At 41.3% G+C, this 26,997-nt stretch carries 29 protein-coding genes; 9 read left to right on the forward strand and 20 right to left on the reverse strand.

Features of this window, described 5'->3' with window-relative positions:
- Positions 1-2: 2 nt before the first annotated feature.
- From BLP92_RS04210 to lepA, 8 genes are all read right to left on the reverse strand, one after another.
- Positions 3-749 (reverse strand): 16S rRNA (uracil(1498)-N(3))-methyltransferase, encoded by a 747-nt coding sequence (locus tag BLP92_RS04210; protein ID WP_090840856.1) that lies wholly within the window; start codon positions 747-749, stop codon positions 3-5.
- Positions 749-1,702, reverse strand: coding sequence for a 50S ribosomal protein L11 methyltransferase (prmA, locus tag BLP92_RS04215; protein ID WP_090840858.1), 954 nt, complete (start codon positions 1,700-1,702; stop codon positions 749-751). The genes BLP92_RS04210 and prmA overlap by 1 nt, the downstream gene beginning before the upstream one ends.
- Positions 1,703-1,728: 26 nt before the next feature.
- Entirely contained in the window at positions 1,729-2,850 is a 1,122-nt protein-coding gene (gene dnaJ, locus BLP92_RS04220; protein WP_090840859.1) for a molecular chaperone DnaJ, read from the reverse strand.
- Between the two features lie 123 nt (positions 2,851-2,973).
- Positions 2,974-4,797, reverse strand: coding sequence for a molecular chaperone DnaK (dnaK, locus tag BLP92_RS04225; RefSeq protein WP_090840861.1), 1,824 nt, complete (start codon positions 4,795-4,797; stop codon positions 2,974-2,976).
- Between the two features lie 23 nt (positions 4,798-4,820).
- On the reverse strand, positions 4,821-5,405 hold the full coding sequence (gene grpE, locus BLP92_RS04230) for a nucleotide exchange factor GrpE (RefSeq protein ID WP_090840863.1): 585 nt from the start codon (positions 5,403-5,405) through the stop codon (positions 4,821-4,823).
- Positions 5,406-5,427: 22 nt separating this feature from the next.
- Complete coding sequence (hrcA, locus tag BLP92_RS04235) at positions 5,428-6,456, reverse strand: heat-inducible transcriptional repressor HrcA (RefSeq protein ID WP_090840865.1); 1,029 nt, start codon at positions 6,454-6,456, stop codon at positions 5,428-5,430.
- 408 nt (positions 6,457-6,864) lie between these two features.
- Positions 6,865-8,004, reverse strand: a complete 1,140-nt coding sequence (gene hemW / locus BLP92_RS04240; RefSeq protein ID WP_090840867.1) for a radical SAM family heme chaperone HemW — start codon at positions 8,002-8,004, stop codon at positions 6,865-6,867.
- Between the two features lie 60 nt (positions 8,005-8,064).
- The gene (lepA, locus tag BLP92_RS04245; protein WP_090840868.1) at positions 8,065-9,891 is read right to left on the reverse strand and encodes a translation elongation factor 4; all 1,827 of its coding nucleotides are present in this window, start codon (positions 9,889-9,891) and stop codon (positions 8,065-8,067) included.
- Positions 9,892-10,087: 196 nt separating this feature from the next.
- On the opposite strand from lepA, the gene rpsT reads away from it, so the two are divergent.
- Positions 10,088-10,354: a 30S ribosomal protein S20 gene (gene rpsT, locus BLP92_RS04250; RefSeq protein WP_090840870.1), complete on the forward strand. Its 267-nt coding sequence runs from the start codon at positions 10,088-10,090 to the stop codon at positions 10,352-10,354.
- Positions 10,355-10,478: 124 nt separating this feature from the next.
- Here rpsT and holA read toward each other — a convergent pair whose 3' ends face one another.
- Positions 10,479-11,513, reverse strand: coding sequence for a DNA polymerase III subunit delta (gene holA, locus BLP92_RS04255; RefSeq protein ID WP_090840872.1), 1,035 nt, complete (start codon positions 11,511-11,513; stop codon positions 10,479-10,481).
- A 165-nt stretch (positions 11,514-11,678) separates the two neighbouring features.
- On the opposite strand from holA, the gene BLP92_RS04260 reads away from it, so the two are divergent.
- Entirely contained in the window at positions 11,679-11,810 is a 132-nt protein-coding gene (locus BLP92_RS04260; protein ID WP_090840874.1) for a YqzM family protein, read from the forward strand.
- A 76-nt stretch (positions 11,811-11,886) separates the two neighbouring features.
- Here the strand turns inward: BLP92_RS04260 and BLP92_RS04265 are convergent, their stop codons facing one another.
- The 11 genes from BLP92_RS04265 to BLP92_RS04315 all read right to left on the reverse strand — a co-directional run bounded on the left by BLP92_RS04265 (position 11,887) and on the right by BLP92_RS04315 (position 20,708).
- A complete protein-coding gene (locus tag BLP92_RS04265; RefSeq protein WP_175444173.1) occupies positions 11,887-14,130 on the reverse strand; it encodes a DNA internalization-related competence protein ComEC/Rec2 in 2,244 nt (747 codons plus the stop codon).
- A gap of 69 nt (positions 14,131-14,199) precedes the next feature.
- Positions 14,200-14,769: a ComE operon protein 2 gene (locus BLP92_RS04270; protein WP_090840878.1), complete on the reverse strand. Its 570-nt coding sequence runs from the start codon at positions 14,767-14,769 to the stop codon at positions 14,200-14,202.
- Between the two features lie 121 nt (positions 14,770-14,890).
- The gene (locus tag BLP92_RS04275; protein WP_090840880.1) at positions 14,891-15,508 is read right to left on the reverse strand and encodes a helix-hairpin-helix domain-containing protein; all 618 of its coding nucleotides are present in this window, start codon (positions 15,506-15,508) and stop codon (positions 14,891-14,893) included.
- 181 nt (positions 15,509-15,689) lie between these two features.
- The gene (locus BLP92_RS04280; RefSeq protein ID WP_090840882.1) at positions 15,690-16,421 is read right to left on the reverse strand and encodes a class I SAM-dependent DNA methyltransferase; all 732 of its coding nucleotides are present in this window, start codon (positions 16,419-16,421) and stop codon (positions 15,690-15,692) included.
- Positions 16,422-16,441: 20 nt separating this feature from the next.
- The gene (gene rsfS, locus BLP92_RS04285) at positions 16,442-16,795 is read right to left on the reverse strand and encodes a ribosome silencing factor (RefSeq protein ID WP_090840884.1); all 354 of its coding nucleotides are present in this window, start codon (positions 16,793-16,795) and stop codon (positions 16,442-16,444) included.
- Positions 16,785-17,372: a bis(5'-nucleosyl)-tetraphosphatase (symmetrical) YqeK gene (yqeK, locus tag BLP92_RS04290; protein WP_090840886.1), complete on the reverse strand. Its 588-nt coding sequence runs from the start codon at positions 17,370-17,372 to the stop codon at positions 16,785-16,787. Before yqeK ends, rsfS begins: the two co-directional genes overlap by 11 nt.
- The gene (nadD, locus tag BLP92_RS04295; RefSeq protein WP_090840888.1) at positions 17,365-17,943 is read right to left on the reverse strand and encodes a nicotinate-nucleotide adenylyltransferase; all 579 of its coding nucleotides are present in this window, start codon (positions 17,941-17,943) and stop codon (positions 17,365-17,367) included. Before nadD ends, yqeK begins: the two co-directional genes overlap by 8 nt.
- Positions 17,944-17,945: 2 nt before the next feature.
- Entirely contained in the window at positions 17,946-18,248 is a 303-nt protein-coding gene (gene yhbY, locus BLP92_RS04300; RefSeq protein WP_090840889.1) for a ribosome assembly RNA-binding protein YhbY, read from the reverse strand.
- A gap of 2 nt (positions 18,249-18,250) precedes the next feature.
- Positions 18,251-19,087 (reverse strand): shikimate dehydrogenase, encoded by an 837-nt coding sequence (gene aroE, locus BLP92_RS04305; RefSeq protein ID WP_090840891.1) that lies wholly within the window; start codon positions 19,085-19,087, stop codon positions 18,251-18,253.
- Between the two features lie 14 nt (positions 19,088-19,101).
- Positions 19,102-20,208 carry a ribosome biogenesis GTPase YqeH gene (gene yqeH / locus BLP92_RS04310; RefSeq protein WP_090840893.1) on the reverse strand — a complete coding sequence of 369 codons (1,107 nt, stop codon included), beginning with the start codon at positions 20,206-20,208 and terminating at the stop codon, positions 19,102-19,104.
- A complete protein-coding gene (locus BLP92_RS04315) occupies positions 20,193-20,708 on the reverse strand; it encodes a YqeG family HAD IIIA-type phosphatase (protein ID WP_090841096.1) in 516 nt (171 codons plus the stop codon). Before BLP92_RS04315 ends, yqeH begins: the two co-directional genes overlap by 16 nt.
- A gap of 343 nt (positions 20,709-21,051) precedes the next feature.
- Between BLP92_RS04315 and BLP92_RS04320 the strand changes: the two genes are divergently transcribed.
- From BLP92_RS04320 to mnhG, 7 genes are read left to right on the forward strand one after another with little or no spacing between them, the layout of a single operon-like run.
- Positions 21,052-23,478 carry a Na+/H+ antiporter subunit A gene (locus BLP92_RS04320; RefSeq protein WP_090840895.1) on the forward strand — a complete coding sequence of 809 codons (2,427 nt, stop codon included), beginning with the start codon at positions 21,052-21,054 and terminating at the stop codon, positions 23,476-23,478.
- Complete coding sequence (locus BLP92_RS04325) at positions 23,475-23,900, forward strand: Na(+)/H(+) antiporter subunit B (RefSeq protein ID WP_090840897.1); 426 nt, start codon at positions 23,475-23,477, stop codon at positions 23,898-23,900. The genes BLP92_RS04320 and BLP92_RS04325 overlap by 4 nt, the downstream gene beginning before the upstream one ends.
- A complete protein-coding gene (locus BLP92_RS04330) occupies positions 23,900-24,238 on the forward strand; it encodes a Na(+)/H(+) antiporter subunit C (protein WP_090840899.1) in 339 nt (112 codons plus the stop codon). The genes BLP92_RS04325 and BLP92_RS04330 overlap by 1 nt, the downstream gene beginning before the upstream one ends.
- Positions 24,231-25,715: a Na+/H+ antiporter subunit D gene (locus BLP92_RS04335; RefSeq protein ID WP_090840901.1), complete on the forward strand. Its 1,485-nt coding sequence runs from the start codon at positions 24,231-24,233 to the stop codon at positions 25,713-25,715. The genes BLP92_RS04330 and BLP92_RS04335 overlap by 8 nt, the downstream gene beginning before the upstream one ends.
- Before the next feature lie 3 nt (positions 25,716-25,718).
- The gene (locus BLP92_RS04340; RefSeq protein ID WP_090840903.1) at positions 25,719-26,195 is read left to right on the forward strand and encodes a Na+/H+ antiporter subunit E; all 477 of its coding nucleotides are present in this window, start codon (positions 25,719-25,721) and stop codon (positions 26,193-26,195) included.
- Positions 26,196-26,468: a Na(+)/H(+) antiporter subunit F1 gene (locus BLP92_RS04345; protein WP_090840906.1), complete on the forward strand. Its 273-nt coding sequence runs from the start codon at positions 26,196-26,198 to the stop codon at positions 26,466-26,468.
- Positions 26,461-26,808, forward strand: a complete 348-nt coding sequence (gene mnhG, locus BLP92_RS04350; RefSeq protein WP_090841098.1) for a monovalent cation/H(+) antiporter subunit G — start codon at positions 26,461-26,463, stop codon at positions 26,806-26,808. Before BLP92_RS04345 ends, mnhG begins: the two co-directional genes overlap by 8 nt.
- The last annotated feature ends 189 nt before the right edge of the window (positions 26,809-26,997 follow it).

The following is a 26,997-nucleotide window of genomic DNA, read 5'->3' on the forward strand; positions in this document are numbered from 1 at the left end:
TCTCACCTCGATAGTTCAAAATAATAAGAGAGGGCAGCAAGCGCGTATAATGGCGCTGTTTCTGTTCTCAATATACGAGGGCCAAATGAACAAAGCATTGCTTGATGCTCTTCTAATGATGCAGCTTCCTTTTCAGATAAACCGCCCTCGGGTCCAATTATAACAAGAATTTTATCCCCAGCGGACATTGATTGAAGCGTCTGATTGAATAAGGTCTTTTCACCTATCTTTGCAGACTCCTCATAAGCTGCAATAATGTGATCAAACTTCTCCGCTTCTTTGCACAAAGAAGAAAAATTAACAGGAGTTTTCACAAGCGGCACCCGGGACCGATGCGCCTGTTCACTTGCCTCCTGGGCTATTTTCTGCCATCTTTCAATTTTTTTGGCTGCTTTTTTATCATCGAATTTCACGATGGAACGAGCAGCAGTAAAGGGGAGAAAGCTTGCTGCGCCCAATTCAGTACCTTTTTGAATCACATATTCTAGTTTATCGCCCTTTGGAAGTCCCTGTGCAATAGTTACCTGCACAGGAAGTTCTTTTATGTCTTTTTCCTCTTCAATAATTTTTGCGGAAAGGGGTTCTTCTTCTGTCAATTCCGCTGTAAAACATGCTCCATGTTCATTACAGACAATCAGCCGGGCGCCTGCTTTCATACGCATTACCCGGCTGATATGCTTTGTTGTTTCTTCACTGAAAGTTACTTTACCGTTTTGAAAATAGTGGTCTGCAAGAAAATAGCGCTGCATTATTTTTGCTCCTCTGCCTTTTTTTCAGCTGCAATTGCCACCCAGCCTTCCATTTCCACTACTTCTATGATCTGAAATCCTGCCTGAGTTAAAGATTCTTTTACTAAATTACGCTTTTTTTCAATGATGCCGGAGGTAATAATCACGCCTCCCGGCTTCAACGCTTTATAAGCATCTTCCGACATTTCCACAATAACTTCTGCAAGTATGTTCGCCGCCAAAACATCGTAGGTGCCTGTAATGTGATCCAGAAGATTCCCCTGGGTAACATTCACGCTGCTCTCAACTTCATTTATTTTCACATTATCCAAAGCAGCCTCCACTGCTACTTCATCCAGATCAATCGCTTCTATGGAAGAGGCACCCAGTTTGGCAGAGGCTATTGCTAATACTCCGGAACCTGTCCCTACATCCAGCACGCTCTCTTTCCCTTTAATATATCTTTCAAGCGCCTGTATGCAGAGAACTGTAGTGGGATGCGTACCTGTCCCAAAAGCCATACCGGGATCAAGCTGTACAACAATTTCGTTTTCTGTCACACGATTATAATTTTCCCAGCTTGGGGAGATTGTAATACGCTCTCCCACTTTCACCGGCTTATAATATTTTTTCCATGCGGTAGCCCATTCTTCCTCATGTACTTCATTTAAAATGACTTCATTTCTTCCAATGTCAATATCGTAGAACTCCAGCTGTGTCACCGCTTGCTTGATATTATCCACCGTTTCACTTAAAAAGCTGTTCATCTGCAGATATGCCTTTAGAATAACTCCGTCCTCCGGGTAATCATCCGCAGAGAGCTGAAAGATTTCCCCGAATTTTGTGTCTCTTTCCTTAAATAAGTCGGCTGGATCTTCGATAACTACTCCGCCGGCTCCTGCTTCATGCAGAATGTGACTGATAGGTTCCACAGCTTCCTGAGTAGTATGAATACTGATTTCCGACCATTTCATAATTCATTCAGCTCCCTGTCTCTCTATTATCCGAAATTTTTAAAAGCGCGCTTTACTTTCGCAAAGAAATTTTCACTCTGTTCATCCGGTGCCTGCGATCCGCTTTCTTCAGAAAATTCGCGTAGCAGCTCTCTCTGACGGTCTGATAGTTTTTTTGGTGTGATAATTTTAACCTGTATATGCTGATCACCCTGGCCTGCACCTCTTACATTTGGCGCTCCTTTACCACGCAGACGGAAATGTGTACCTGTCTGTGTCCCTGCAGGTACTTTCAACTTCACTTTTCCTTCCAGCGTCGGCACTTCAATTTCATCGCCTAGTGCAGACTGCACAAAAGTAATCGGCATTTCACAGAAAATATCGTCTCCGTCACGCTGAAAGAATTCGTGTTCTTTTACGTTAAAGACTACATAAAGATCTCCTGCAGGTCCGCCATTGGTACCCGGCTCGCCCTGGCCTGCTACTCTAATCTGCTGGCCGGTATCCACGCCGGCTGGAATTCTTATATGAATTTTTTTGCGCTTTTTCACTTTGCCGCGGCCGCCGCACGTATTACATTTATCTTTAATCTGCTGGCCAGTACCGTCACATTTATCACAGACCCGGCGGTTGACCACTCGTCCAAACGGTGTATTCTGCTCTACATTGAGCTGACCTGCCCCGCCGCACTGCGTACATGTTTCCGGAGAGGTACCTGGTTTTGCACCGCTTCCCCCGCACGTATTACAATCTTCTTCCCTTGGAATTTCAATATCTGTTTCTTTTCCGAAAATAGCTTCTTTAAATTCGAGCGTCATTGTATACTGCAGATCGGAACCCTGCCTTGGGGCATTCGGATCCTGCCTTCTTCCGCCGCCTCCGAAAAACATATCAAAAATATCACTGAAGCCGCCGAAATCGCCGCCACCTGCTCCGCCAAATCCCTGATTAGGATCTGCATGACCGAACTGGTCATAGTGAGCTCTTTTGTTACTGTCGCTTAATGTATCATACGCATCTTTTACTTCTTTAAATTTGTCTTCTGCATTTTCTTCTTTGTTTACGTCTGGATGATATTTTCGTGCCAGCTTGCGGTATGCTTTTTTAATTTCCTGTTCATCTGCGTTTTTATCAACGCCTAATACATCGTAAAAATCTCTTTTAGCCATAAATTAACCACTCCCGAATTTTCTCCATAACGGATATGTTATCACCTGGGGTTCCATGAGTAAAGATATGTTCTCGTGAAAAAAGTCAAAGCCAAGAGAACCCTGACTTTGACTTTCCACCCATTACTCTTTCTTATCGTCGTTTACTTCTTCATAATCTGCATCTACTACGTCGTCGTCCTGCTTTGCTTCGCCTTCACCTTCAGCCTGCTGCTGCTGCGCGGCCTGCTCATAAAGCTTCGTAGTTAATTGTGTTACCACTTCCTGGAGTTCATCCTTTGCCGTTTTAATTGCTTCGATGTCGTCTCCTTCAAGTGCTGTTTTCACTTTTTCTTTAGCTGCTTCTGCTTTTTCTTTTTCTTCAGCATCCACATTATCTTCAAGGTCTTTTAATGTTTTTTCCGTTTGAAAAACAAGCTGGTCTGCTTCGTTGCGTGTGTCTACTTCTTCACGGCGCTGCTTGTCTGCTTCTGCATTTTCTTCTGCATCTTTTACCATCTGCTCTACTTCTTCATCGGAAAGACCGGAGCTGGAAGTAATGGTAATAGACTGCTCTTTATTAGTACCCAGATCTTTTGCTCGAACATTTACAATACCGTTCGCATCAATATCAAAAGATACTTCGATCTGTGGAACTCCACGCGGTGCCGGTGGGATGTCAGTCAGCTGAAAACGGCCGAGTGTTTTGTTATCTGCAGCCATTTCACGCTCACCCTGCATTACGTGGATATCAACAGAAGGCTGGTTATCCGCAGCAGTGGAGAATGTCTGAGATTTTGATGTTGGAATTGTAGTATTTCTTTCAATAAGTTTTGTCATCACGCCGCCCATTGTTTCAATACCTAGAGAAAGTGGTGTTACGTCAAGTAGTACTACGTCTTTAACATCTCCAGTGAGAACACCAGCTTGAATTGCTGCACCAAGTGCTACAACCTCATCCGGATTTACCCCTTTATGAGGATCCTTGCCGGTAACTTTTTTGATAGCGTCCTGTACTGCAGGAATACGTGTAGACCCACCTACAAGAACCACTTTATCAATTTCGCTTGCAGAAAGTCCTGCATCTTTTAATGCCTGGCGCGCCGGCCCCATTGTTTTTTCCACAAGGTGTGAAGTAAGATCTTCGAATTTAGCACGAGTGAGTGTTAGCTCAAGGTGCTTCGGCCCTGACTGATCCGCAGTAATAAATGGCAGGCTGATCTGTGTCTGGGAAACACCGGAAAGGTCTTTTTTCGCTTTCTCAGCAGCATCCTTCAAACGCTGAAGCGCCATTTTATCCTGGCTTAAATCAATACCATTGTCTTTTTTAAATTCTGCTACAAGGTGATCAATGATAGCATCATCGAAGTCATCCCCGCCGAGCTTGTTATCTCCGGAAGTAGATTTAACTTCAAAGAAACCGTCGCCTAATTCAAGTACGGAAACGTCGAAAGTACCGCCCCCGAGATCGTAAACTAAAATCGTCTGGTCATCTTCTTTGTCGAGACCATACGCAAGCGCTGCTGCTGTTGGCTCGTTTACAATTCTTTCAACTTCAAGTCCTGCAATTTTACCAGCATCTTTTGTAGCTTGACGCTGAGAGTCGTTAAAGTAAGCAGGAACTGTAATAACAGCTTTTGTTACTTTTTCTCCGAGATAAGCTTCTGCATCAGCTTTAAGCTTCTGTAAAATGATTGCAGAAATTTCCTGCGGCGTATGCTGTTTTCCTTCTGCTTCCACCTTATAGTCAGTACCCATATGACGCTTAATCGATGTAATCGTATCAGGGTTTGTAATCATCTGGCGCTTTGCTACTTCCCCTACCTGGCGTTCTCCATCTTTAAAAGAAACTACGGAAGGAGTAGTTCTAGCACCTTCTGCATTTGAAATTACTGTAGCTTCGCCGCCTTCCATAACTGCGACACATGAATTTGTTGTACCTAAGTCAATACCAATTACTTTACTCATAATCAAATTCCTCCTTGTTCAAATTAAGCGTTAACTTTCACCATTGCTGGGCGGATTACCTTATCATTTAAGGTATAGCCTTTCTGAAGTTCTTCTACAATAACATTTGATTCGTATCCTTCTTCTTCCACCTGCATCACTGCCTGGTGCATATGCGGATCGAATGGCTGTCCTACGGTATCCATAGCTTTCACCTGTTCTGATTGAAGTGCTTCAGAAATCTGGTTATACACCATTTTCATACCCTGAAGAAGATTTTTTGCTTCTTCCGTTTCAGGTTCAATGGTCAGCGCTCTTTCAAAATTATCAATAGCCGGCAGAAGGCTTTCTGCTAATTTTTGAGATTTAAATTTTGCTGCTTCTTCTTTTTCTTTTTTTGTTCTGCGGCGGAAATTATCATAATCTGCCTGCAGGCGGATATTTCTATTCTGTGCTTCTTCCAGTTCTGCTTTTAACTGCTCTATCTCTTCAGCTTCCGGAGAAACCTCTTCAGCATTCTCTTCTTCTGCTTCCTCTATATCTTCCGCTTCGGATGAAGCATTGTTTTCAGTTTCAGATGCTTCCTGTACCTCTTCCTCGTGCAGGTCGTCTCTTTTTTCTTGTGACACTGCGTTCACCTCCTTAACATACTTAATCCCTTTGCTTTTTGTTTAAAAGTTTGGACATATCCTTAGAAAAATATTCCATTAAGCTTATTACTCTCGGATATTCCATTCGTGTAGGACCTAAAATACCGAGTGTGCCGATGTATTTTCCTTCCAGCGTATAAGTAGCAGTTACGATAGTAAGATCGTCAAAAGGCTTAAACTCATTTTCTTCGCCGATCCGGATAGTTAATCCCTGATCTTCAGAACGAAGGTGCTTGGAAATGACGGCATCTTCTTCAAAGAGATTGAGTATATTTCTGACTCTTTCCACATCGTTAAATTCCGGCTGGCTTAAAATATTTGTCTTTCCGCCGTAATATACTTTTTCCTGCTGCTGATCTGAAAAAATATCTTTCAGCGTATGAATCATCACTTCATACTTGGATACATATTTTTTCAGCACTGCTGCGATTTCCTGCGAAAGCTTCTGCTGTAATTGATAAATCGGCACTCCCCGCAGTTTTTCATTTAAGATGTTTACTACTTTTTCAACGTCAGCACTGGCGACACTTTCAGGAAATTGAACTGTCTGGCTTTCCACATGACCAGAGTCGGTTACGATGATTACAACTGCCTGTTCACCTGATATAGGGATCATTTGCAGCTGCTGCAGTTTAGACTCAAAAACTTCCGGCCCTAATACAATAGAGGTATAAGAAGTTAATTGAGAAAGCATTTTTGCAGACTGCTGAATCACCTGTTCAGATTCGTGAAACTGTACAGCCAGCTGAGATCTAATTTCAGAAACATCTTTTTTAGTTAAAATTGATGGAGATAAAAGATGGTCTACATAATAGCGGTATCCTTTCTGGGAAGGAATACGGCCTGCTGAGCTGTGCGGTTTCTCTAAAAAACCAAGTTCTTCTAAATCGGACATTTCATTCCTAATTGTAGCAGGACTAAAGCTTATGTCCTCTCTTTTAGAAATCGTACGGGATCCTACAGGTTCAGCGTTCGTAATGTAGTCGTCGACAATGGCTTTGAGAATATAAAGCTGTCTTTCTGTCAACATCTTGCATCCCTCCTGTTAGCACTCTTCCCTTACGAGTGCTAAATCTATTATATAAAGTACCAAAGAAGGATTTAGTTTGTCAACGAAACTATGCTTTTTTTCTTTATTTCTTTTAAAAATAATTCTTATAAAGCGAACTTTTGAATTACGCCGCTGGAAATTACCCTAAAAAGATTTTTTGCTGAAGGGCTTCCTGCCGGCATTCTCTGATTATTTGCTGTCGTATCTCCTGATCTTGCCGCTCCATCAGTCAGCATGAAAAATCCACACACTTACCTGTAGAAGCAGGTTTTATTCCGTTCGTACTTTATGACCTTCCCGAATGCCCTGACGAGTTTGACTCTCCCGCCGTCTTCTGTCCGGGCTTCCGGGAAACTGAGTATATTAATTAAGGAAAGCTGCAGGAAGTTACCCTGCTAAAAATTGTTCAAAAACTTCATTTCCCAGCAAAAGACCGGTCTCAGTTAAGTAAATGTAGTAATCTGTTTCCTCCAGCAGGCCCTGCTGCTTTAATCCAGTAATAATTCCTGGAAATGCCTGGTCAATCGTCTGGTCATACCTATTCTCAAATTTCTTCTTAGACACTCCTAGCCTTTTTCGGAGGCCCATAAACATTTCTTCTTCCATCATTTCTTTCCGGGAAACTGGATTCTCCTCTAAATACGGAAGCTTGTCTTCAGCAATTGCTTTTAAATACTTTGGAAGGGGACCATGGTTTCTCCGTCGGACGCCATCCATGTAACTATGTGCGCCTGCTCCTATTCCATAGTATTCGTTATTGTCCCAATACGTAAGGTTATGAAGACTTTCTTCTCTATTTCTTGCAAAGTTACTAATTTCATAAGCTTGAAATCCCTCTTCCCGGAGAAACTGCAGCATATATTCATACATTTCTGCTTCCAGTTCCTGTTCCGGCAGCTTTAATGTTCCTTTATTCAGCATTTGATAAAAAACTGTCTTCGGTTCTATTTTTAATGAATAGGCACTAATATGCTTTATAGGAAGTGCAGCCGCCTGAGAGAGCGTGTCCTTCCACTGCTCCATCGTCTGGCCGGGAAGTCCGAACATTAAATCTATAGATAAATTATCAATGCCTGCATCCTGTGCAAGCCGGATCGTTTCTTCCACCTGCGCCGGCTTATGATCCCGGTTTATTTTTTGTAAAAGATCCGGATCAAAAGTCTGGGCTCCTATACTTAGTCTGTTCACCCCTGCCTGTTTTATCATTTCAAACTTTTCTTTGTCTGCACTTCCTGGATTTACTTCCACTGTCCATTCGGTAGTATCTGCCAGTGTGAAATTATTCGGTATCGCTTCCAGCAGATGTTTTAACTGTGTACTGGAAAGAGAAGTAGGGGTGCCGCCGCCAATATATATTGTTTCAATAAATTCGTGCTGGGGAAACGCTGCAGCAGTTTTTTTCATTTCTTCCACAGCTGCTTCCACATACTCATCCACCGGCTGGTTTTTGAGAAAAAATTTATTAAAATCGCAGTAATGGCAAATTTGTTCACAAAAAGGAACGTGCACATAGAGAGATTTTCTCATTCGAATTAATCCTTTCTTTAAAACACAGAAAAAAGGGTGACGATGCCACCCTCTTCTCTATTAATTGTCTTCGTCCATACTAAGTACCGACATAAAAGCTTCCTGCGGCACATCTACGTTACCAACGCTCTTCATGCGTTTCTTACCTGCTTTTTGTTTCTCAAGAAGTTTTCTTTTACGGGAAATATCTCCGCCGTAACATTTTGCAAGAACATTTTTACGCATGGCTTTGATCGTGGAACGGGCAACAATTTTCTGGCCGATACTTGCCTGGACCGGAACTTCAAACTGCTGTCTTGGAATAAGTTTTTTCAGCTTTTCTGCAATTATCTTTCCGCGGTCATACGCGGAATCCCGGTGAACAATAATAGACAGGGCGTCAATTGATTCTCCGTTAAGAAGGATGTCCATCTTCACAAGGTTGCTTTCCTTATAACCAATGATTTCGTAGTCAAAAGAAGCATAGCCTTTCGTGTTCGATTTAAGCGTATCAAAGAAGTCATACACTATTTCTGAAAGAGGGATTTCATAAATGATATTTACCCGGTTCGCATCAAGGTATTTCATATCAACATAATCCCCCCGTTTACGCTGGCAAAGTTCCATAACGGCCCCTACGTAATCATTTGGTACCATTACTTCCGCTTTCACATAAGGCTCCCGTACGTAATCCACAGACTGCGCATCCGGCATATCTGACGGGTTGCTGATTTCAATCGAAGAACCATCCGTTTTAGTCACTTCATAGATAACACTTGGAGCAGTGGTAATCAAATCAATATCAAATTCCCGCTCAATTCTTTCCTGGATAATTTCCATATGAAGCAGTCCTAAGAAACCGCAGCGGAAACCGAAGCCCAGCGCCTGGGAAGTTTCTGCTTCAAACTGCAGCGCAGAATCGTTCAGCTCAAGTTTTTCCAAAGCATCTCTTAAATCATTATAGTCGCTCGCATCTACTGGGTATAATCCGCAGAAAACCATCGGATTCAATCTTCGGTATCCTGGCATAGCTTCTGCTGTAGGTTTATGCGCATGGGTAACTGTGTCACCCACCTGGCTCTCCCCGACATTTTTAATCCCGGCAATCATAAATCCTACATCTCCAACAGTAAGTTCTTCCTGTGCTAAAGGCTTTGGTGTGAAGACTCCAATCTCCTGCACTTCAAACTCTTTATTGTTCGCCATCATTTTAATTTTCTGGCCAGGCTTAACGGTTCCTTCCATGATTCTGATATAAACGATAACACCTCTGTATGGATCATAGATGCTGTCAAAAATCATCGCTTTCAAAGGTGCTTCAGGGTCTCCCGTAGGCGCAGGCACTTTCGCCACTACTGCTTCCAGAATATCATCTATACCGATCCCATTTTTTGCAGAAGCTGGGATACAGTCTTCTCCCGGAAGTCCGATTACATCTTCAACTTCCTGGCGCACCCGGTCGGGTTCCGCACTCGGCAGATCAATTTTGTTAATGATCGGCAGTATTTCAAGCTCATTATCCAATGCTAAGTATACATTTGCCAAAGTCTGCGCCTCAATCCCCTGCGCTGCATCGACAATCAGCAGTGCGCCCTCACAGGCTGCAAGACTTCTTGAGACTTCATAAGCAAAATCTACATGACCCGGCGTATCAATCAGATGAAAAATATAAGTTTCTCCATCCTGCGATTTATAGTTTAACTGAACTGCATTCAGCTTAATAGTGATGCCGCGTTCACGCTCAAGATCCATAGCGTCAAGCATCTGGTCCTGCATTTCGCGCTGCGTCAGCGCACTGGTTTTCTCCAGAATTCTGTCTGCCAGCGTAGACTTTCCATGGTCTATGTGGGCGATGATGGAGAAATTTCGTATTTTGTCTCTTCTTTTAATTCTATCTTCTGGTTTCATTCTATTATCACTCCTGTATCCTGCTTCCGAGCATTACATTGCTCCTCATTATAACAATAACTCTACCCTTGATTCAAACTTTCTTTATAATTCTTACAGTAAAATAATATTGCTTTTTAAAAGGGCATTTGATAAAATCTCTAGTGTTGCAATTATCTTCAACCGTTACCGTTGCATCTTAGAGGAGGTGAAGCAGGTGGCAAATATTAAATCAGCAAAAAAACGTGTTCAGGTTAACGAATTAGCTCGTGCACGCAATAATGCATTCAAATCTGACCTACGTTCTACGATTAAAGCATTCCACGCGAAGGCAGACGAGAAGGACGTAAACAGTGCGCAGGAATTTTTCCTCAGCGCAACTAGCAAGCTGGATAAGGCAGTAAACAAAGGCCTTTTCCACAAAAACGCTGCAAATCGTCGCAAAGCGCGTTTACAGAAGCGTTTAAACGAAATTAGCGCATAATATGCACTAAAGGGTTGAACCGGCAGGTCTTTCGGTTCAACCCTTTTTCGTGTTTTCATAAGCTGTCTGCGGTTTAAATACCTGCCAAATATTCAGAGTCTGCACTTAATTATATTCTCATTATTTAAGAAAATTGAATAGATGGCTTTGATCTGCTTAACAGAAAAAGTTCCACACCCAGCTCTTCTTCAATTTTTCCTGTTTTTATTCGAAAGTCGAGTTCTGCCAGGTCATCCAGCAGGCTGAGCAGCGTTGCTGCTTCAAACTGTCTGGACTGTTTTGCTGCGAGTTTGACTGCAAAAGGATGAAGTTTCAATCGGGATGCGATCATTTTTTCTCCGTACCCCTGCTGTACAAGCTGCTTCACCTGATATAAAATACGAAACTGCCTTACCATCAGTGCCAGAATTTTCAGCGGGGCTTCCTTCTGCTTAATTAAATCCCGGTAGATCCTCATAGCGTTCTCAATGTCACTTTTCACAACATGATCAACTAGGGAGAAAATATCATGTTCCAGAGACCGGGATACTAAAGTTTCTACTGCTTCTGCACGAATAACTCCATCCTCGGAATGGGTAGCAAGTTTATTCATTTCTGAAGTTAACATTAATAAATTGTCTCCCACTAAAGAAAGCAGCTTCTCTACAGCCGCAGAGTCGATCGCTGTATTTAATTCAGAAGCTTTTTCCTCCAGCCATTTCCTGAGCTCTTTTTCATTTAAAGGTTTTGCATCGAGAACTGCGGCCTGTTTCCTAAGCTGCTTTACAACTTTTTTTCTTTCATCCAGCTTCTCGTAAGGAGCTAAAATTATAAAAACAGTTTCTTCAGGAGCTCTAAGGGCATACTCATTTAATTTGGTAATGTCATGCTCTACTTTTTCTTTTCTTTTCTGCGCAGTTAAAAAATAAGCATCTTTCACTACCACAACTTTTTTACCACCCATAAACGGAAATGTATATGCTTCTTCGACCGCTGTATCAATGCTTTCTTCTGTCATATCAAATTTCAATAATTTCATGTCCTGCTCCTCAGGCGCCAGAACTTGAGTGATCAGTTTCTGCAGAACATCTTCCATTAAATATGTTTCGTTTCCATAAAGCAGATACACCGGTGCTATATTATTTTGTTTAATTTCCTTTAACCTGTCCAAATAAGACATAAAAAATGCCCCCTATGTAATGTTCATATATCATACCATACCATGTTCATTTTCTAAAAACGATGATAACAGGCGTTAAATTAAGTTCTTAATTAATTTCTTTTTACCCCTGAGTAGATTTTTATCAAATAATCGATTATAATTTTTATGACAGGAGGGATACGTATGAACGAGTTCGAAAAAGACGTCCAGTCGAACCGCAATGATGCTATCGATAGTGGGATCGGCTTTGTCGCTTCCTTTGTATTTTTTATGCTTATTTTCTCTATCGGTCATATCGTGGACCTGTTTTTCTAAACACCGATATGCACCGGACAAAAGAGCTTCAGCAAGCCTATCCTTTTTGAGGATAGGCTTTTGTCGTATATAAATGTCACCTTACATCCTGCTCCCGAATAAACGGGAGCACTTCCCACTTTCCCTCAAGGACTTTCACAGAAATAGTTCCATGCAGATCTGTTCGGTATACCTGCACAGACTCAAGAGCATGCAGTACCTCCGCGGAAGGATGCCCGTACCTGTTATTTTCACCCACTTGAATTATAGCTGCTTCAGGAGCTGCCTCAGCTAAAAACTCTTCATAAGAAGAAGTAGCACTGCCATGATGTGCGACTTTCAAAATATCCGCTGCGAGATTTCCGCCTTGCTTTACAATATCTTTTTCTGCCTCTTCTTCAATATCCCCTGTAAATAAAAATTTCACTCCTTCAATTTCTGCATTGATAACGACAGATTGGTCATTTTCACTATAGATTAGATCTGGGTGCGGGTGGATAACCTGAAAAATATTTTCACCATCTATCCATCTATCACCCTCCTGTACATATTTTACAGGCACACGGTTATTTTCTAAACAGCTCAGCTGTTCCTGCAGAAAATCTGACTGACTAATATTTATTGGAAGAAGTACCTGTCCAATAGTAATATGATCCGTTAAATAACAGAGTTCTCCCATGTGATCCGCATGCCCATGTGTAATTACAACTATATTTATTTCTGTAATCCCCTTACCTTTTAAAAAAGGAAGGATCGTTCTTTTTCCGGGTCCATTATCAGAAACTTCGAGTTCCCCTTCTGTGAATCGGACTTCTCCACCAGTATCAATCATATAAATGTTCTGTTTGTAAGGCATTTCAATAATAGTTGTATCTCCCTGTCCCACATCGAGAAAATGCACATAGCCATATTTATCTAATTTTAAAGAAGTGGCAGTACCCAATAAACAAAATACCAGAAAAACCGCAGCACTATACCGATACTTCCTGATTTCCCAGCATAAAAACAATACCGCTGCCGCTGCTGCCAATACCACAGCTGCCAGAGGATGGACGGCTCCGGTATTAATCATATGGCCAGAGAAACTGTCCATCCATTCCAAAAGTGCATGTGCGGGAATAAGAAAAAATTGAACTGTCTTTTCAATGAACTCTGCTGAAGCGGGATGAATTTGAAACAGAATCATGAACACGAAAGCTGAAGGAAGCATAATGAAAGTAACAAAGGGGATGAAAAATGTATTTGCAATTAAAGTCAGAAAAGAGATTTCATAAAAATAAAACAGAATCAACGGAAGAGAAGCAAGCTGGGCTGTAAAAGTAACTTTTAATATTAAAAATCCGCCTTCTCTCAGCAGCGGAGCAGAAAGAATAAGCACGATACTTGTTAAAAAAGAAAGCTGAAAACCTACGTGGAAAAGCATAAGCGGGTTCCATAGCAGCACCCCCGTACCAATAATGCTGCACACTTCTATTAAAGGTGGTCTTTGTTTAAACAAATACAAAGTTAAACCAAGTATCATCATACTCCCAGATCGAATAACGGAAGGTCCTGCACCAGCCAGGACAATATAAACCGGCATACACAGGATAACAGCCGCTGCTGCCTGCTGCTTCGTCAGGCCAATCCTGACTAACAAATACCAGAGTGCTCCGGAAAGCAGACCTACATGCAACCCTGAAACTGCCAGCAGATGAATTACCCCAAGCCGCTGGTACAGGGTAATTCTTTCCTCTGCAATATAAGCCCGCTCCCCAAAAACAAGCGCAGTAAAGAGAGCTCTGATTTCCGACTCTTCCTCATTTACTTTCTTAATAATGTGATGCCGTTTATCCAAACTTTTATAAAACATCGATGTATTATTATTACAATTTACTTCTTTCGCAAAAAACTGGCCTGCTATCCCTAAAGTATCAAGATAATTTTTATAATCAAACTGATATGGACTTTTGACCGCAGCAGGAACTGCGATTTCTCCATGCAGAATACACTCAGACCCTGCTTCTGGGATCGCCTCTGAATAAACCCGCAGTTTCCCCGAGGTGGCTGTATTAAAAGTATAGCTGACATTGTTCTGACTCCCTGCAGGAACAGGAACCGTTACCACCTGCCCAGCAACTGATAAGTTTTTTTCTGGCTCCACTGCTTCCATATCTGCAGCGGTAAACAAAGCCGCACCGAACCCAAATATCAACCCTGCCAGCAAAAAGCTTTTCTTTCTGCTGAAACACATAAAAATAAATAATAATGCAATCCCGGTGAGACGTCCTTCTGGATTATAACTAATATATAAGACTATTCCCAGGATGGTACCGCTGAATAAATAAAAAAACGAATACATACCAAACCTTCTTCCACATGAGAAGCGCTTGAGCATTTATCCGTTCTGTAATATTCACGCAAACGACACCTAGCTGGTATGTATAAAAAGTTCGTTTGCTTTGTTTCTCATTTTCTGCAGCTCTTTTTCGGGCATGCCCGTTTTTTCAAGCTTTCCCAGCAGTTCCGCTGTAAATGCAAGCTTCTCTTTATTATTCGTATCTAAAATCATTTCTTCAAGTTCCACTTGTTCCACCGATACGCCGGATTCTCTGAAAAGTTCTTCTGCAAATGGATGATTTTTATAATCTGCTGCGTAATAAATTTTTCTGATTCCAGCTTGAATAATTGCTTTGCAGCAGTTAAGACATGGAAAATGAGTCACGTAAATCTCGGACCCTTCTGTAGCTACTCCGAACTTTGCGCACTGGATAATAGCATTTACTTCCGCGTGGATAGTTCGTGCACAATGGTCATCCACAAGATAGCATCCATCTTCAGAGCAGTGGCTTCCTCCAGAAATTGATCCGTTATAACCGCCTGCAATTATTCTTTTATCCCTTACAATCGAAGCTCCGACCATAAGTCTCGTACAAGTACTTCTCAATGCTAAAAGATGACTCTGCGCCATAAAATATTGATGCCAGGAAATCCGTTCCAACTACCTCACTCCTTCAAGTTTTCACTATGACTAAAAGTTTATCATACTAATCAGGATTTCAGTATGCCCCGGGAGTATTATAAAGTAATCTTTACAGCGTTTCCCCCTTACAAATTGTTTGTTAATGCAAAGATAATTGATCCCTGATTGATTCCAGTGTTTTCTCCCCAATCCCCGGGACTTCCATCAGCTCTTCCACGGAAGTGAAAGGGCCATTTTCCTCCCTGTATTGTATGATTGCTGAAGCTTTTGCAGGACCAATACCGTTTAACGTTTCCCAGGATGCCTGTTCAGCTGTATTAATAGGTATTTTATTCATTTCCACAGTTTCATGCTGGGGAGTTTCACCTGTATGAGCTTCTGCTTCTTCAGCAGAGGGGATGATAATTACCATTTCGTCATACACACGCTGTGCAAAGTTCACCGTCTCTATCGCTGCATCTGCTGTAAGTCCACCGGCTTCATCTATTAATTTTTCTACTCTGTCTTCTGAGGATGCGGTATAAACACCAGGAAACTGTACTTCGCCCTTAATATCGACTTTCATCTCTACAGGTGTCTCTTCCAGATCATTTTCTTCAGCAGTATGCCCTATGTCCATGATAGTTTCAGAGTTTAACTGTTCCTCTTCTGTAAAAAAGTAATATAATCCAATCGCCGCAAGCAGAATGATCCCTCCTGCTATCTTCCCCAGCAGTAACCGATCCATATTTTTCAGCCTATCCAGTACAGCATTCATTTTCCCCCTCCTTATTATGATTTTTGCAGTAAAAATATATTTTTTACACAAAAAAATCCGCCCTGCCTGATTCGGCGGACAGAAAATTCCTGTTATTAGTCTTTCAGTAAATGGCAGACCACTTCTAAGTGGTTAAATATGAATTTATAAATATTATATATACCGAACACGTATTCGTCCACTATTTTTTTTCAGCTTTGAAAAAAATACGATCATCTTCCTCAAGGTAATCTCTTTTTCCAAAGTCACCGCTAATTACAATATTATGAAACCCAGCCTCTATAAGCCACTTTTTATAAACGGAAGGAAGAAAAGTACGCTGGAACAGTTCCTCATCCTCACGAAGATACCTTCCATCTTCCTGTTTAATGAAGAAGGTAAGAGAATGATGAACGCTGAGTTCCGCTTCACCTGGTTCACAAAACCATAAATAAGTTATTTCTTCGGCATTTTCCCCGTACAGCTGATGATCAAATATATGTTCCACCTTAAAAGGAGAATGAACATCAAATAAAAATACTCCTCCTGATCGTAGACTTTCGGCTACATGTGAAAAGGTGGATTTCACTTCATTTTCTTCAGCTAAATAGTTCAGCCCGTCACAAAATAAAGTTACAGCATCCATATTGCTGAAGCCTGAGATATGCCTCATATCCTGTTCCATAAAAACGGTATTATTTCCTCTTTCCCGCGCTTTTTTTTCCGCTACAGCAAGCATTTCTCCAGAAATATCCACTCCAGTTGTCTGGAACCCCTGGTCTTCAAGCTGCAGCGTTAATGTTCCTGTTCCGCATGCGAGATCCAGAATTCTTGCAGATTTTTTCACATAGCTGGTCGCAAACTGAAGCCACGCACCATAAGGAGCATCCTCCATAAGAGTGTCATATAATGCTGCAAAGTGCTGTTCTGACAATATAATTCCCTCCCGGGGGATCAGCGGAGCATTTCTTCCACGTCCATAATCGGAGCATCACCCCATAATTTTTCGAGCTGATAATAATCGCGATCTTCTTTGTGGAAAATATGCACAACAACATCAGCTAAATCTATTAAAACCCAGCGTGCTTCTTTCAGCCCTTCCATTCTTTTTACATCAATTCCGGACTCCAGCGCTTTTTGTTTCACTTCCTGGGCGATTGCCTCCACCTGTGTTTCGGAATTCCCGTGACAGATCACAAAATAATCTGCGATGGAAGAAACACCTTTCATATTCAGGGATTTAATCTGCTGCGCGTTTTTCTCATCAGCAGCACGTACGGTAATATCCAATAATTCTTTACTTTCCATTAAAAAAATCATCCTTTCGTTTCATAATATAATAATTGTACGCTGCAAAAGTATCCGGATACACCGAAATTCTTTTTGAAACCAAAAACGTAATAGTCTGTGACAGCGCTGACAGGCATCCTGCTTCCAGACTTACTTTTGAAGCTTTCCTTGCTTCAGCAGCTCCAGGAAATGTTCTGCCGGGCTCAATATAATCAGCCAGGAAAACAATTTCTTCTTCCAGAGACATTTGTTCTCTTCCTGTTGTATGTGAAGCGATCATCTGCAGCACATCTTTATCTGCTATGCCTAATTCTTTTTTTACGTAAAACGCACCTACGAATGAATGCAGAAGTTCATCTCCAAAATCCAGCAGCTGGTCCGGAAGATCTGCTTCTTCTTTAACTGTATTTCTCATTTCTGAAGCAGAGCGGTATTTCGCATAGTCATGGAGGATAGAAGCAAGGCGGATTTTTTGGAGGTTCCCGCCGTATACATGGCATAACTGTTCCGCCGTCTCCGTTACCCGCAGTGTATGTTCATACCTTTGGGGCTTTAGTGCTTCTTTTACTGCTGACAGTGCCTCCTGCTCATTCATACAATTGATGCTCCTTTATTACTTCCGCTACCCCTTCAGTTACTAGAAACCGATTCCACGTACCTTCTTTTATACTGTTTCGAATAGAAGTAGAAGAAATATCGAGTTGAATTCTTTCCAAAAAATGAATGCTCTTAAAATCCTGCGGACGGACTTCTGATGTCTGCGTTCCAGGTCTTTCCATCACTATAAATGCCAGCATTTCCTGTAATTTCTTAAAACCGTGCCATAAATGAAAAGTTTCATAGCTGTCTCCGCCCATAATAAAATAAAAATCATGTTCGGGAAATTCAGTCTGCAGCTCCGAGAACGTATCAATCGTGTAGGAAGGGCCTTTCCGCTCCATTTCATTTAAGCATAAAACAAATGCCGGTGATAATCGAACCATCTGCTCTACCATTTCAATACGCTGCTTTTCGGTAGTACCTGTAAGAGATTTGTGCGGGGGCAGGCGGTTAGGCATCCACCAGATTTCATCAAGCGCAAATTTTATTCTCGCTTCTTCTGCCATAGCCAGATGTCCTATGTGCGGAGGATCAAAAGTTCCTCCCAGGATGCCTATTTTCTTCATCGTCAGTCCTCCTGAACCGGGAGTTCTATCTGCTTGTTTTCTTTTGACTCTTTGTACAAAATAATTGTACTTCCGATAATCTGCACAATATCCGCTTTTGTTTTTCCAGCAATTTCATCCGCAACCTCATCTTTTTCGTCCATATTATTTTGAAGGATACTGATTTTAATAAGTTCTCTTGCTTCCAGCGCATCATCTGCCTGCTTAATGACATTTTCATTGATGCCGCCTTTTCCAACCTGAAGAATTGGTTTAATATGATGTGCCTTTTTTCTTAAATAGCGTTTTTGCTTACCTGATAACATTGTTACACCTCTTTTAATCTGCTTAAAATAGCCTCTTCCATAATTTCCACCGGCGCATCAAGTCCTGTCCAGTGTTCAAATGCAATGGCGCCCTGCTGAACAAACATACCCATACCATTTAAAGTCCTGACATGCTTTTTTTCTGCTTCTGCTAAAAATCTAGTTTTCATTGGTGAATAAATCAGATCACATACTAACGTATCCCGGCTTAAGGTTTCAAGGGACATCGGCATTTGACCAATGTTTGGCGTCATTCCAATAGAAGTTGAATTTATAATAATATCAAATTCTGTTAATTTTGCCTGTGCTTCATTAAGTGTCATTGCTCTTGCTGAAGCACCGCAGTCGGCAGCTAATTCCTCTGCTTTGCTTTTCGTTCTGTTAGCAATCGTAAGCTGCTTTGCACCTTTGCCTGCCAGCGTGATTGCTACCCCCCTGGCAGCGCCTCCGGCTCCTATCATTAATATAAGGGAGTCTTCCAGTGGCTTTCTCAGCTCTGGGCGCAGGGAGCGGTAAAAACCTTCCCCATCTGTATTATAACCAATTAATTTATTTTGCTTTTCATCATAGAATATTGTATTAACCGCCCCTAAGGCTGCTGCTGAAGGATCGAGTTCATCAAGAAATTCAATCACTGCTTCTTTATGAGGTATAGTAACATTCAATCCTTTTATCCCTAGCCCTTTCATACCTTTTACAGCTGTTTCCAAATTCTTTTCTTCCACCTGGAAAGGCACATACCGTGCATCAAGCTCCAGTTTTTTATAAGCTGCTTCGTGCATGAGGGGAGATAAACTATGGGAAATGGGGTTGCCTATTACTCCAAATACATGAGTCATTTAATTCCCTCCGATTAAAATATTGATTCTCTCATCGTTACTGTAACACCTTCAGGAGCATAGGTGCGAATCGTCCCGCCTTCTCCATTTACCGTCACCCAGCCTAAACCTGAAAAAACGAGATCCACTTTTTCTTTCGGCATTTTCCATTCTTTTTCTTTAAAAGGAGGAAACTCATCTAATTCTTCCGCATTGGGAGGCGTAAGAAGTCCTCCTACATGATTTTGATATAAATTATCCGCTTTTTCCAGTTTTGTTCTGTGAATTGTCAGCTCATTGGACATATACACGACGAAAGACTGCGGGTCTCCCTCTATAAAATCAAATCTTGCAAGTCCCCCGAAGAAAAGAGTCTGCGCCTGCTGCAGCTGATAAATCTTAGGCTTTACTTCTTTCCGGGGACTGATAATTTTCAAATCCTTTTTCGTTACAAGATGTGCCATCTGATGATGGTTGATGATACCCGGTGTATCATATAAAGTGCTGTCATCATCCAGAGGGACATCAATCATATCAAGCGTTGTTCCAGGAATATTGGAGGTGGTGATCATCGGTCCGTCCCCCGCACCAAACTCTTTAAGCAGCTGATTAATAAACGTGGACTTGCCTACATTTGTGCAGCCTACTACATACACATCTTTTCCTTTTCTATATTTATCTATCGCCTGTGCAGTTTCCAGAACTGCTTCACCAGAAGCGGCACTCATCAGTGTTACATCAACCGGTTTAAGTCCGTACTCTTTTGCCTGGCGCTTCATCCAGTTAATTACTTTCGGTCTTTTTACCGACTTGGGAAGCAAGTCCACCTTATTTCCTACGAGGAGCACCTGATTGTTTCCGATAAACCGCGGCATTCCGGAAAGCCAGCTGCCATCAAAGTCGAATAAATCCACAACTTTTACAATTAAAGCTTCTCTGGAACTCAGCTGATTCAGCATGCGTAAAAAATCATCATCAGTTAATGATACATCCTGCACTTCATTATAATGTTTTAAGCGGAAACACCGCTGACAGATAATCACATCTCTTTGTAAAGCAGAAGCTGGTGCATAGCCAGTCTCCCCTGGTTTTTCAGTCTGAATTTCCACACCGCATCCGGCGCAGATTATTTTTTCTCCCATTCAATTAACCCCTTCCGTTTCATCGCTCGAAATACTCTCTGTTCGATCGAACGGTTGAACTTGGTTAGTATACCATCCGTAGCGGCAACTGGCACTACTAAAATAGTGTGAAAGCCTGCTCTGTTCCCGCCGAGAATATCCGTAAGAAGCTGGTCGCCTATTACAACTGCTTCAGAATGCTGAAGGTTCATAAGCCTGCACGCCGCCCTGAAAGCTTTACTGAAAGGTTTTTTTGCACTGTGAATAAATGTCAGTCCATGGGGTGCTGCAAAGGTATGCACTCTCTTTTCATTATTGTTTGATACAATAACTACTTCAAATCCCTCATCTTCTAATTTTTGAAGCCACTCCAGGAGCTCTTCTGTCGCATCTTTCCTATCCCATTCCACAAGAGTATTATCCAAGTCTGTTATGATACCTTTAATGCCCTTTTCTTTTAACACCTCAATATCTATGTCATATACGGATGGCACATATTGATCCGGTATAAATTTCTTGATCAAAATCATTTCCTCCTTTTATAAATTCTTCAACTTTACGAAGGTTCAGCTGGGATTAGAATACACTATTTATCAACTTCAGTAAATCCTAACACTGAGGTACCCCCGCGTTGTTCCACCAAATCAGCTGCCAAAAAATAAAAATTCCTTTCTTTCAATCGAATAACTAAAAAATTTCAATTAATTTTTATCGACTTTCTACATAAAAGTACTTTTTTACGGCAGTGAATATAAGTGCTAACATAATGCATTCCAGTAACTTTTATATTATAATCTATTATGGACTTGACCTGGAATTAACGAAAATTCAACTAATTTAAAATTTATAAAGGAGGTTCTCGCTTTGTCATTGCTTCATTTTGTGGTCTTGGCACCTTTTATCATGGCTATTTTTATGCCATTCTTTTACTATAAATTCCGCTCAGTACACACAGGCTGGTTTTTACTGCCGCTGCCACTGATTCTTTTCATTTACATTGCTACATACATCCCTATTAACGGAGGTGGGCTGGAACCGGTGGAACATACGGTGCCCTGGGTTCCTTCTTTAGGCATCAATTTCAGTGTTTATCTGGACGGTCTCAGTCTTCTGTTTGGTTTATTAATCACCGGTATTGGGACGCTCGTAGTTTTGTATTCGATCTTCTATATTAAAAACAAGGTTGACGAACCGCTCAATAACTTTTACGTCTACCTGCTTATGTTTATGGGCGCAATGCTTGGTGTAGTTTTCTCAGACAACTTAATAGTGCTATATGTATTCTGGGAGCTTACAAGCTTATCCTCCGCGCTGCTTATCGCCTATTGGTTCCATAAGGAAAAATCCCGGTACGGCGCTCAAAAATCCATGCTGATTACTGTAAGCGGCGGATTTGCGATGCTGGCTGGCTTTTCTCTATTATATGTGATTGCCGGCAGTACTTTCAGTATTAGAGAAATTATTGCGCAGGCGGATGTAGTAGTGCAGGACCCATTAATTCTTCCTGCAATGCTTTTAATACTGCTCGGCGCATTTACAAAGTCAGCCCAGTTTCCTTTTCATATCTGGCTTCCCGATGCAATGGAAGCTCCTACACCGGTAAGTGCTTATTTACACTCAGCCACAATGGTAAAGGCCGGGATATATCTTGTTGCCCGGATGACGCCTGTGTTTGGTCTTACGGTGGAATGGTTCTGGATCGTGCTTATCTTTGGTTTAGTTACGTTAACATGGGGTTCCATTTCTGCTGTGCGGCAGACTGATTTAAAAGGAATTTTAGCTTTTTCCACAGTCAGCCAGCTCGGTTTAATTATGTCCCTGCTCGGGATGGGCTCAGCAGCACTTCATTTTGATTATGTGGAAACGGAAGCTATCTATTATACGGCAATCATGGCTGCAGTTTTCCATTTAATAAACCATGCCACTTTTAAAGGTGCTCTCTTTATGGTGGTGGGGATCATTGACCATGAAACCGGTACGCGGGATGTCCGTAAGCTGGGCGGTTTGATGGCAATCATGCCGATAACTTTCACGGTTTCCCTGATTGGTCTTGCTGCTATGGCAGGACTGCCTCCTTTTAATGGTTTCCTCAGTAAAGAGCTTTTCTTTACTGCATCTTTAAATGTAGCGAGCCTGGATATATTTAACTTGGAAACTTTAGGCTTCTTCATTCCTGTAGTGGCCTGGATAGCAAGTGTATTTACATTTGTTTACAGCATGATGATTTTCACCCGTACTTTTACAGGTGAATTTAAACCTGAAAATTATAAAGAAGATGTACATGAAGCACCTATCGGATTGTTAATTTCTCCTATCATTCTTGCAAGTCTGGTAATCATCTTCGGATTATTCCCAAATATACTTGCCTATACACTGATAGAGCCGACAATGCAGTCTATTTTACCTGGTCTTACTTCGGTTGGAGAACAGTTCTATGTGAATATTTATCACTGGCATGGAATCAATACCGAGCTCTTGATGACAATTGCAGTAGTTCTTATTGGTCTTGCTATTGCTTTGAACTTGAAAAAGTGGCAGGAGTCGTACTTTTTCCAGCGAGAACGTGATCCTCTTAATGCTGTTTATGATCTAGGTCTGGACCAGCTTGTAGTGCAGGCACAGAATGTAACGAATATGCAGATGACTGGAAGATTAAGAGATTATCTCTTATATATGGCTGTTTTCATCAGCGGTATTATGCTCTGGACCTTCTTCCGCTACGATGCTTTTGCGATTGATTTTTCAAATGAACTTGCGGTGCCTTTTTATGTAATCCTGGTTGTAGCAGCGCTGCTTGCTTCAACTCTTGCACTGCCTTTCATTTCTCACCGGATTACGAATATTGTGTTACTCGGTGTCGTAGGCTTTTTAATTGCTTTACTTTTTGTGATTTTCAGAGCACCGGACCTGGCGCTTACTCAGCTGCTGGTAGAAACGGTGATGGTAGTATTATTCCTTCTTACTTACCGTCATCTGCCTGAAATTACAAAAGAAGCGAAGAACATATGGTCAACCAGTATGAAAGCAATCGTTTCAGCTGCCGTGGGAGGAGCAGTAATATTAACAGGGCTTTCTGTTCATGCGCTTAATCAAGGAACAGATATCACTCCTATTTCCGATTACTTTATTGAGAATTCAAAGACGTTAGCCGGCGGGTATAACATGGTAAACGTTATTCTTGTTGATTTCCGAGGACTGGATACACTTCTCGAAGTTCTCGTACTCGCAATTGCTGCACTTGGAGTAGTTACACTGATTAAACACAAAATGAAGGAAGGTGAGGATGTATGAAGACGAACTTCCTGATGTTCCACACCATAACAAGGATTGTTTCATTTATCGTCCTCTCTTTTTCGATTTATCTATTTTTCGCAGGACACAATGCACCCGGAGGCGGGTTCATCGGGGGACTGATGATGGCTGGTGCTTTGATTCTGCTGTACGTATCTTTTGATATAGATAAAATAAAAAAAGTCATTCCCTTTGATTATACGACCATCATTGGCTGGGGACTGCTCATAGCTATTTTGACAGGTCTGAACAGCCTTTTATTTGGGGATGCTTTTCTAACACAGTATTTTGAGTATTATCAAGTACCAATAATGGGAGAAGTTGAATTAACTACAGCTCTTCCCTTTGATCTGGGGATTTATATGGTTGTAGTTGCTGTGGCTCTCCTTACAATTTTATCGATTGCAGAGGATGTTTCATAATGGAAATACTCATGATATTTACTTCAGGGATTATAATTGCAGTAGCCACATATCTTTTTCTGACACGGAGTCTTCTCCGGGTAGTGTTTGGCGTAGTAATGCTTTCCCATGGCGTCCATTTGCTTATATTAACTCTGTCCGGGCTGCAGACAGGTGCCCCGCCTCTCTTGACGGAGAATGCGGATGCATATACAGACCCGCTGCCGCAGGCAGTTATCTTAACAGCAATTGTAATAAGTTTTGGTATGACAGCATTCCTGCTGGTACTTGCTTATAGAACCTACCAGGACCATGGAACAGATGATTTAGAAGAATTGAGAGGTAATGCTGATGAATAATATTGTACTGCTTCCAGTTCTTATCCCATTTATAGCTGGAACGCTTCTTATTCTCTTTCGGAACTACCCTAAAGCGCAGAGAGTCGCCAGTGCTGTAGTAGTACTCATTCTGCTTATCAGCGCTGTACACCTCCTCTATACGGTGTATCAGGGTGGAATATTAACTATAGAACTTGGTAATTGGTCTGCACCATTTGGAATTGTATTAGTAGCAGATTTATTTTCTACTCTTATGGTGCTTTTAACCGCCATAGTCGGAGTTACTTGTTTGTTTTTTGCTTTTCAGACGTTAGCAAAAGAGCGGGAAAAGTTTTTCTTTTACCCGTTTTACTTTTTTCTGCTGACCGGGGTTAATGGTTCTTTCCTGACCGGGGACTTGTTTAACCTTTTTGTATTTTTTGAAGTAATGCTGATTTCTTCATTTATTCTTATTGTATTTGGAGGATCAAAATATCAGCTGCGTGAATCTTATAAGTATGTAGTTATTAACATTTTCGCTTCAGGGTTATTTTTAATTGCTATCGCTTATATTTACTCTTTGACAGGAACTTTAAATATGGCACATATTGCTGTACAGATCGCCGAGTTGGAACAGCAGGGCGTAGTAAATGTAGCTGCAATACTCCTGTTAATTGTTTTCAGTATTAAAGGTGGTTTATTTCCACTTTATTTCTGGCTTCCGAACTCCTATTTTGGACCGCCGGCTGCTATTGCCGCTCTATTTGGCGGGCTGCTGACTAAAGTCGGGATATACGCAATCATCCGCTCCTTTACTTTAATATTTGTACATGATATATCTTTTACACATAATATTATTTTAATGGTCGCAGGATTAACGATGTTCTTCGGTGTACTTGGTGCAGTTGCACAATTTGATTTTAAACGGATTTTATCATTCCACATTATCAGTCAGGTAGGATATATGGTGATGGGTCTTGGATTATTTACTCCATTAGCCCTTGCTGGCGCAATTTATTATATTGCCCACCATATCGTAGTTAAAGCGGCGCTCTTCTTATTTGCCGGAGCTACACAAAAAATTACGGGAACTACTGACTTAAAGAAAATGAGTGGTCTTTTGAAGACACACCCTGCGCTGGCCTGGCTGTTCTTTATCGCTGCGGTCTCCCTCGCAGGAATCCCGCCTTTAAGTGGCTTTTTCAGTAAGTTTGCCCTGATTTTATCCGGTGTGGAAGAAGGAAGATATCTCATCGTAGCTGTAGCCTTACTCGTAGGGATATTAACGCTCTTTTCTATGATGAAAATATTTATTTATGTGTTCTGGGGTGCCCCAAGCTTGCAAAAGCAGGATTATGCGCATATCAAGCTGATGCCGCTGCTGATGCCGATCATTCCTTTAATAGTACTTACTATTTCTATGGGACTGTTTGCAGAACCAATATTTGTATTCTCAGAAACTGTAGCCAATCAGCTGCTCGATCCATCAATTTACATTGATTCTGTACTGGGGGAGTAATTTATGCAATTTCAAATATTAATTAATATCGTCATTGCGTTTATCTGGATGCTCCTGCAGAACAATTTCAGCGGAGTTACATTCGCTATTGGCTATATTGTAGGTTTGGGCATGCTGTGGCTGATGAGGAGGTTCCTGAGAGAATCTTTTTATTTCCGTCGGGTAATCGCTTTTGTTAAGCTGCTAGGTTTGTTTATTTACAAATTAATCCTGGCAAATTACGATGTTATTAAAATTATTGTGAAACCGAAAATGGATATTCAACCCGGAATTATTGCCGTACCAACGAAATTAAAGAGTGAGTGGGAAAAAACTCTACTGGCAAACCTAATTTCTTTAACACCTGGTACGCTGACTATGGATTTTTCGGAAGACGGTCAAACACTGTTTATTCATTCTATCCATGTTCCGGATAAAGAAGAAGCAATCCGGGAAATTCATGAAAGTTTTGAAAGAGCTATTTTGGAGGTGACAGAATAATTGGTTGTCTTAGCTAGTTACATCACTTTAGGTCTTCTGTCTGTTTCCGTGCTCTTATGTATTATCCGGCTGCTCAAAGGGCCTTCTATGGCAGATAGAGTGGTAGCTCTTGATACTATTGGATTAAATTTAATTGGTTTTATTGGGGTAATCATGATTGTTCAGCAGACTATTCTTTATTCTGAAGCTTTGCTAATAATTGCGATCCTTGCTTTTATCAGTACAGTTTCCTTTGCGAAGTTTTTGGAAGGAGGCGTTGTTATTGATCGTTGAAGTAATTATTAGTATCTTTCTTCTGCTCGGAGGTATTCTAAGCTTTTTAGGGTCTGTGGGTATTCTGCGTTTTCCAGATGTGTATGGAAGGTTGCATGCAGCTACGAAAAGCGCAACGTTGGGAGTTATTGGAATCGTTCTTGCAACTTTCCTCTATTTCCTGGTAATTCACGACTTATTCGTCGGAAAGCTCCTGCTGGGAATTGTGTTTGTCTTTTTAACTGCACCAGTAGGTGCCTTCATGATTTCAAGGGCTGCGTACAGGACGGGAGTGCCTCTTTCCTCTATGACGCAGCAGGACGATTTAAAAGCCTTTATGAAAAAAGACGCTACAAAATAAAATGCAAAAAAAGCGCTGAGACAGGGACTCCCTGTCTCAGCGCTTTTTTCTAACTATTATTATTAATTTTTTAAAATTTTTTTTACGTTTCATAAATAACTAAAAGTAAAATGTACTCTGCTGCTGCACTGCTTAACATGAATTTTCGCTGGAAGTTTTTATCCCGGCATTTACTACTTATCGATATAT

The organism is Alkalicoccus daliensis, from assembly GCF_900103955.1.
Taxonomy (GTDB): Bacteria; Bacillota; Bacilli; order Bacillales; family Salisediminibacteriaceae; genus Alkalicoccus; species Alkalicoccus daliensis.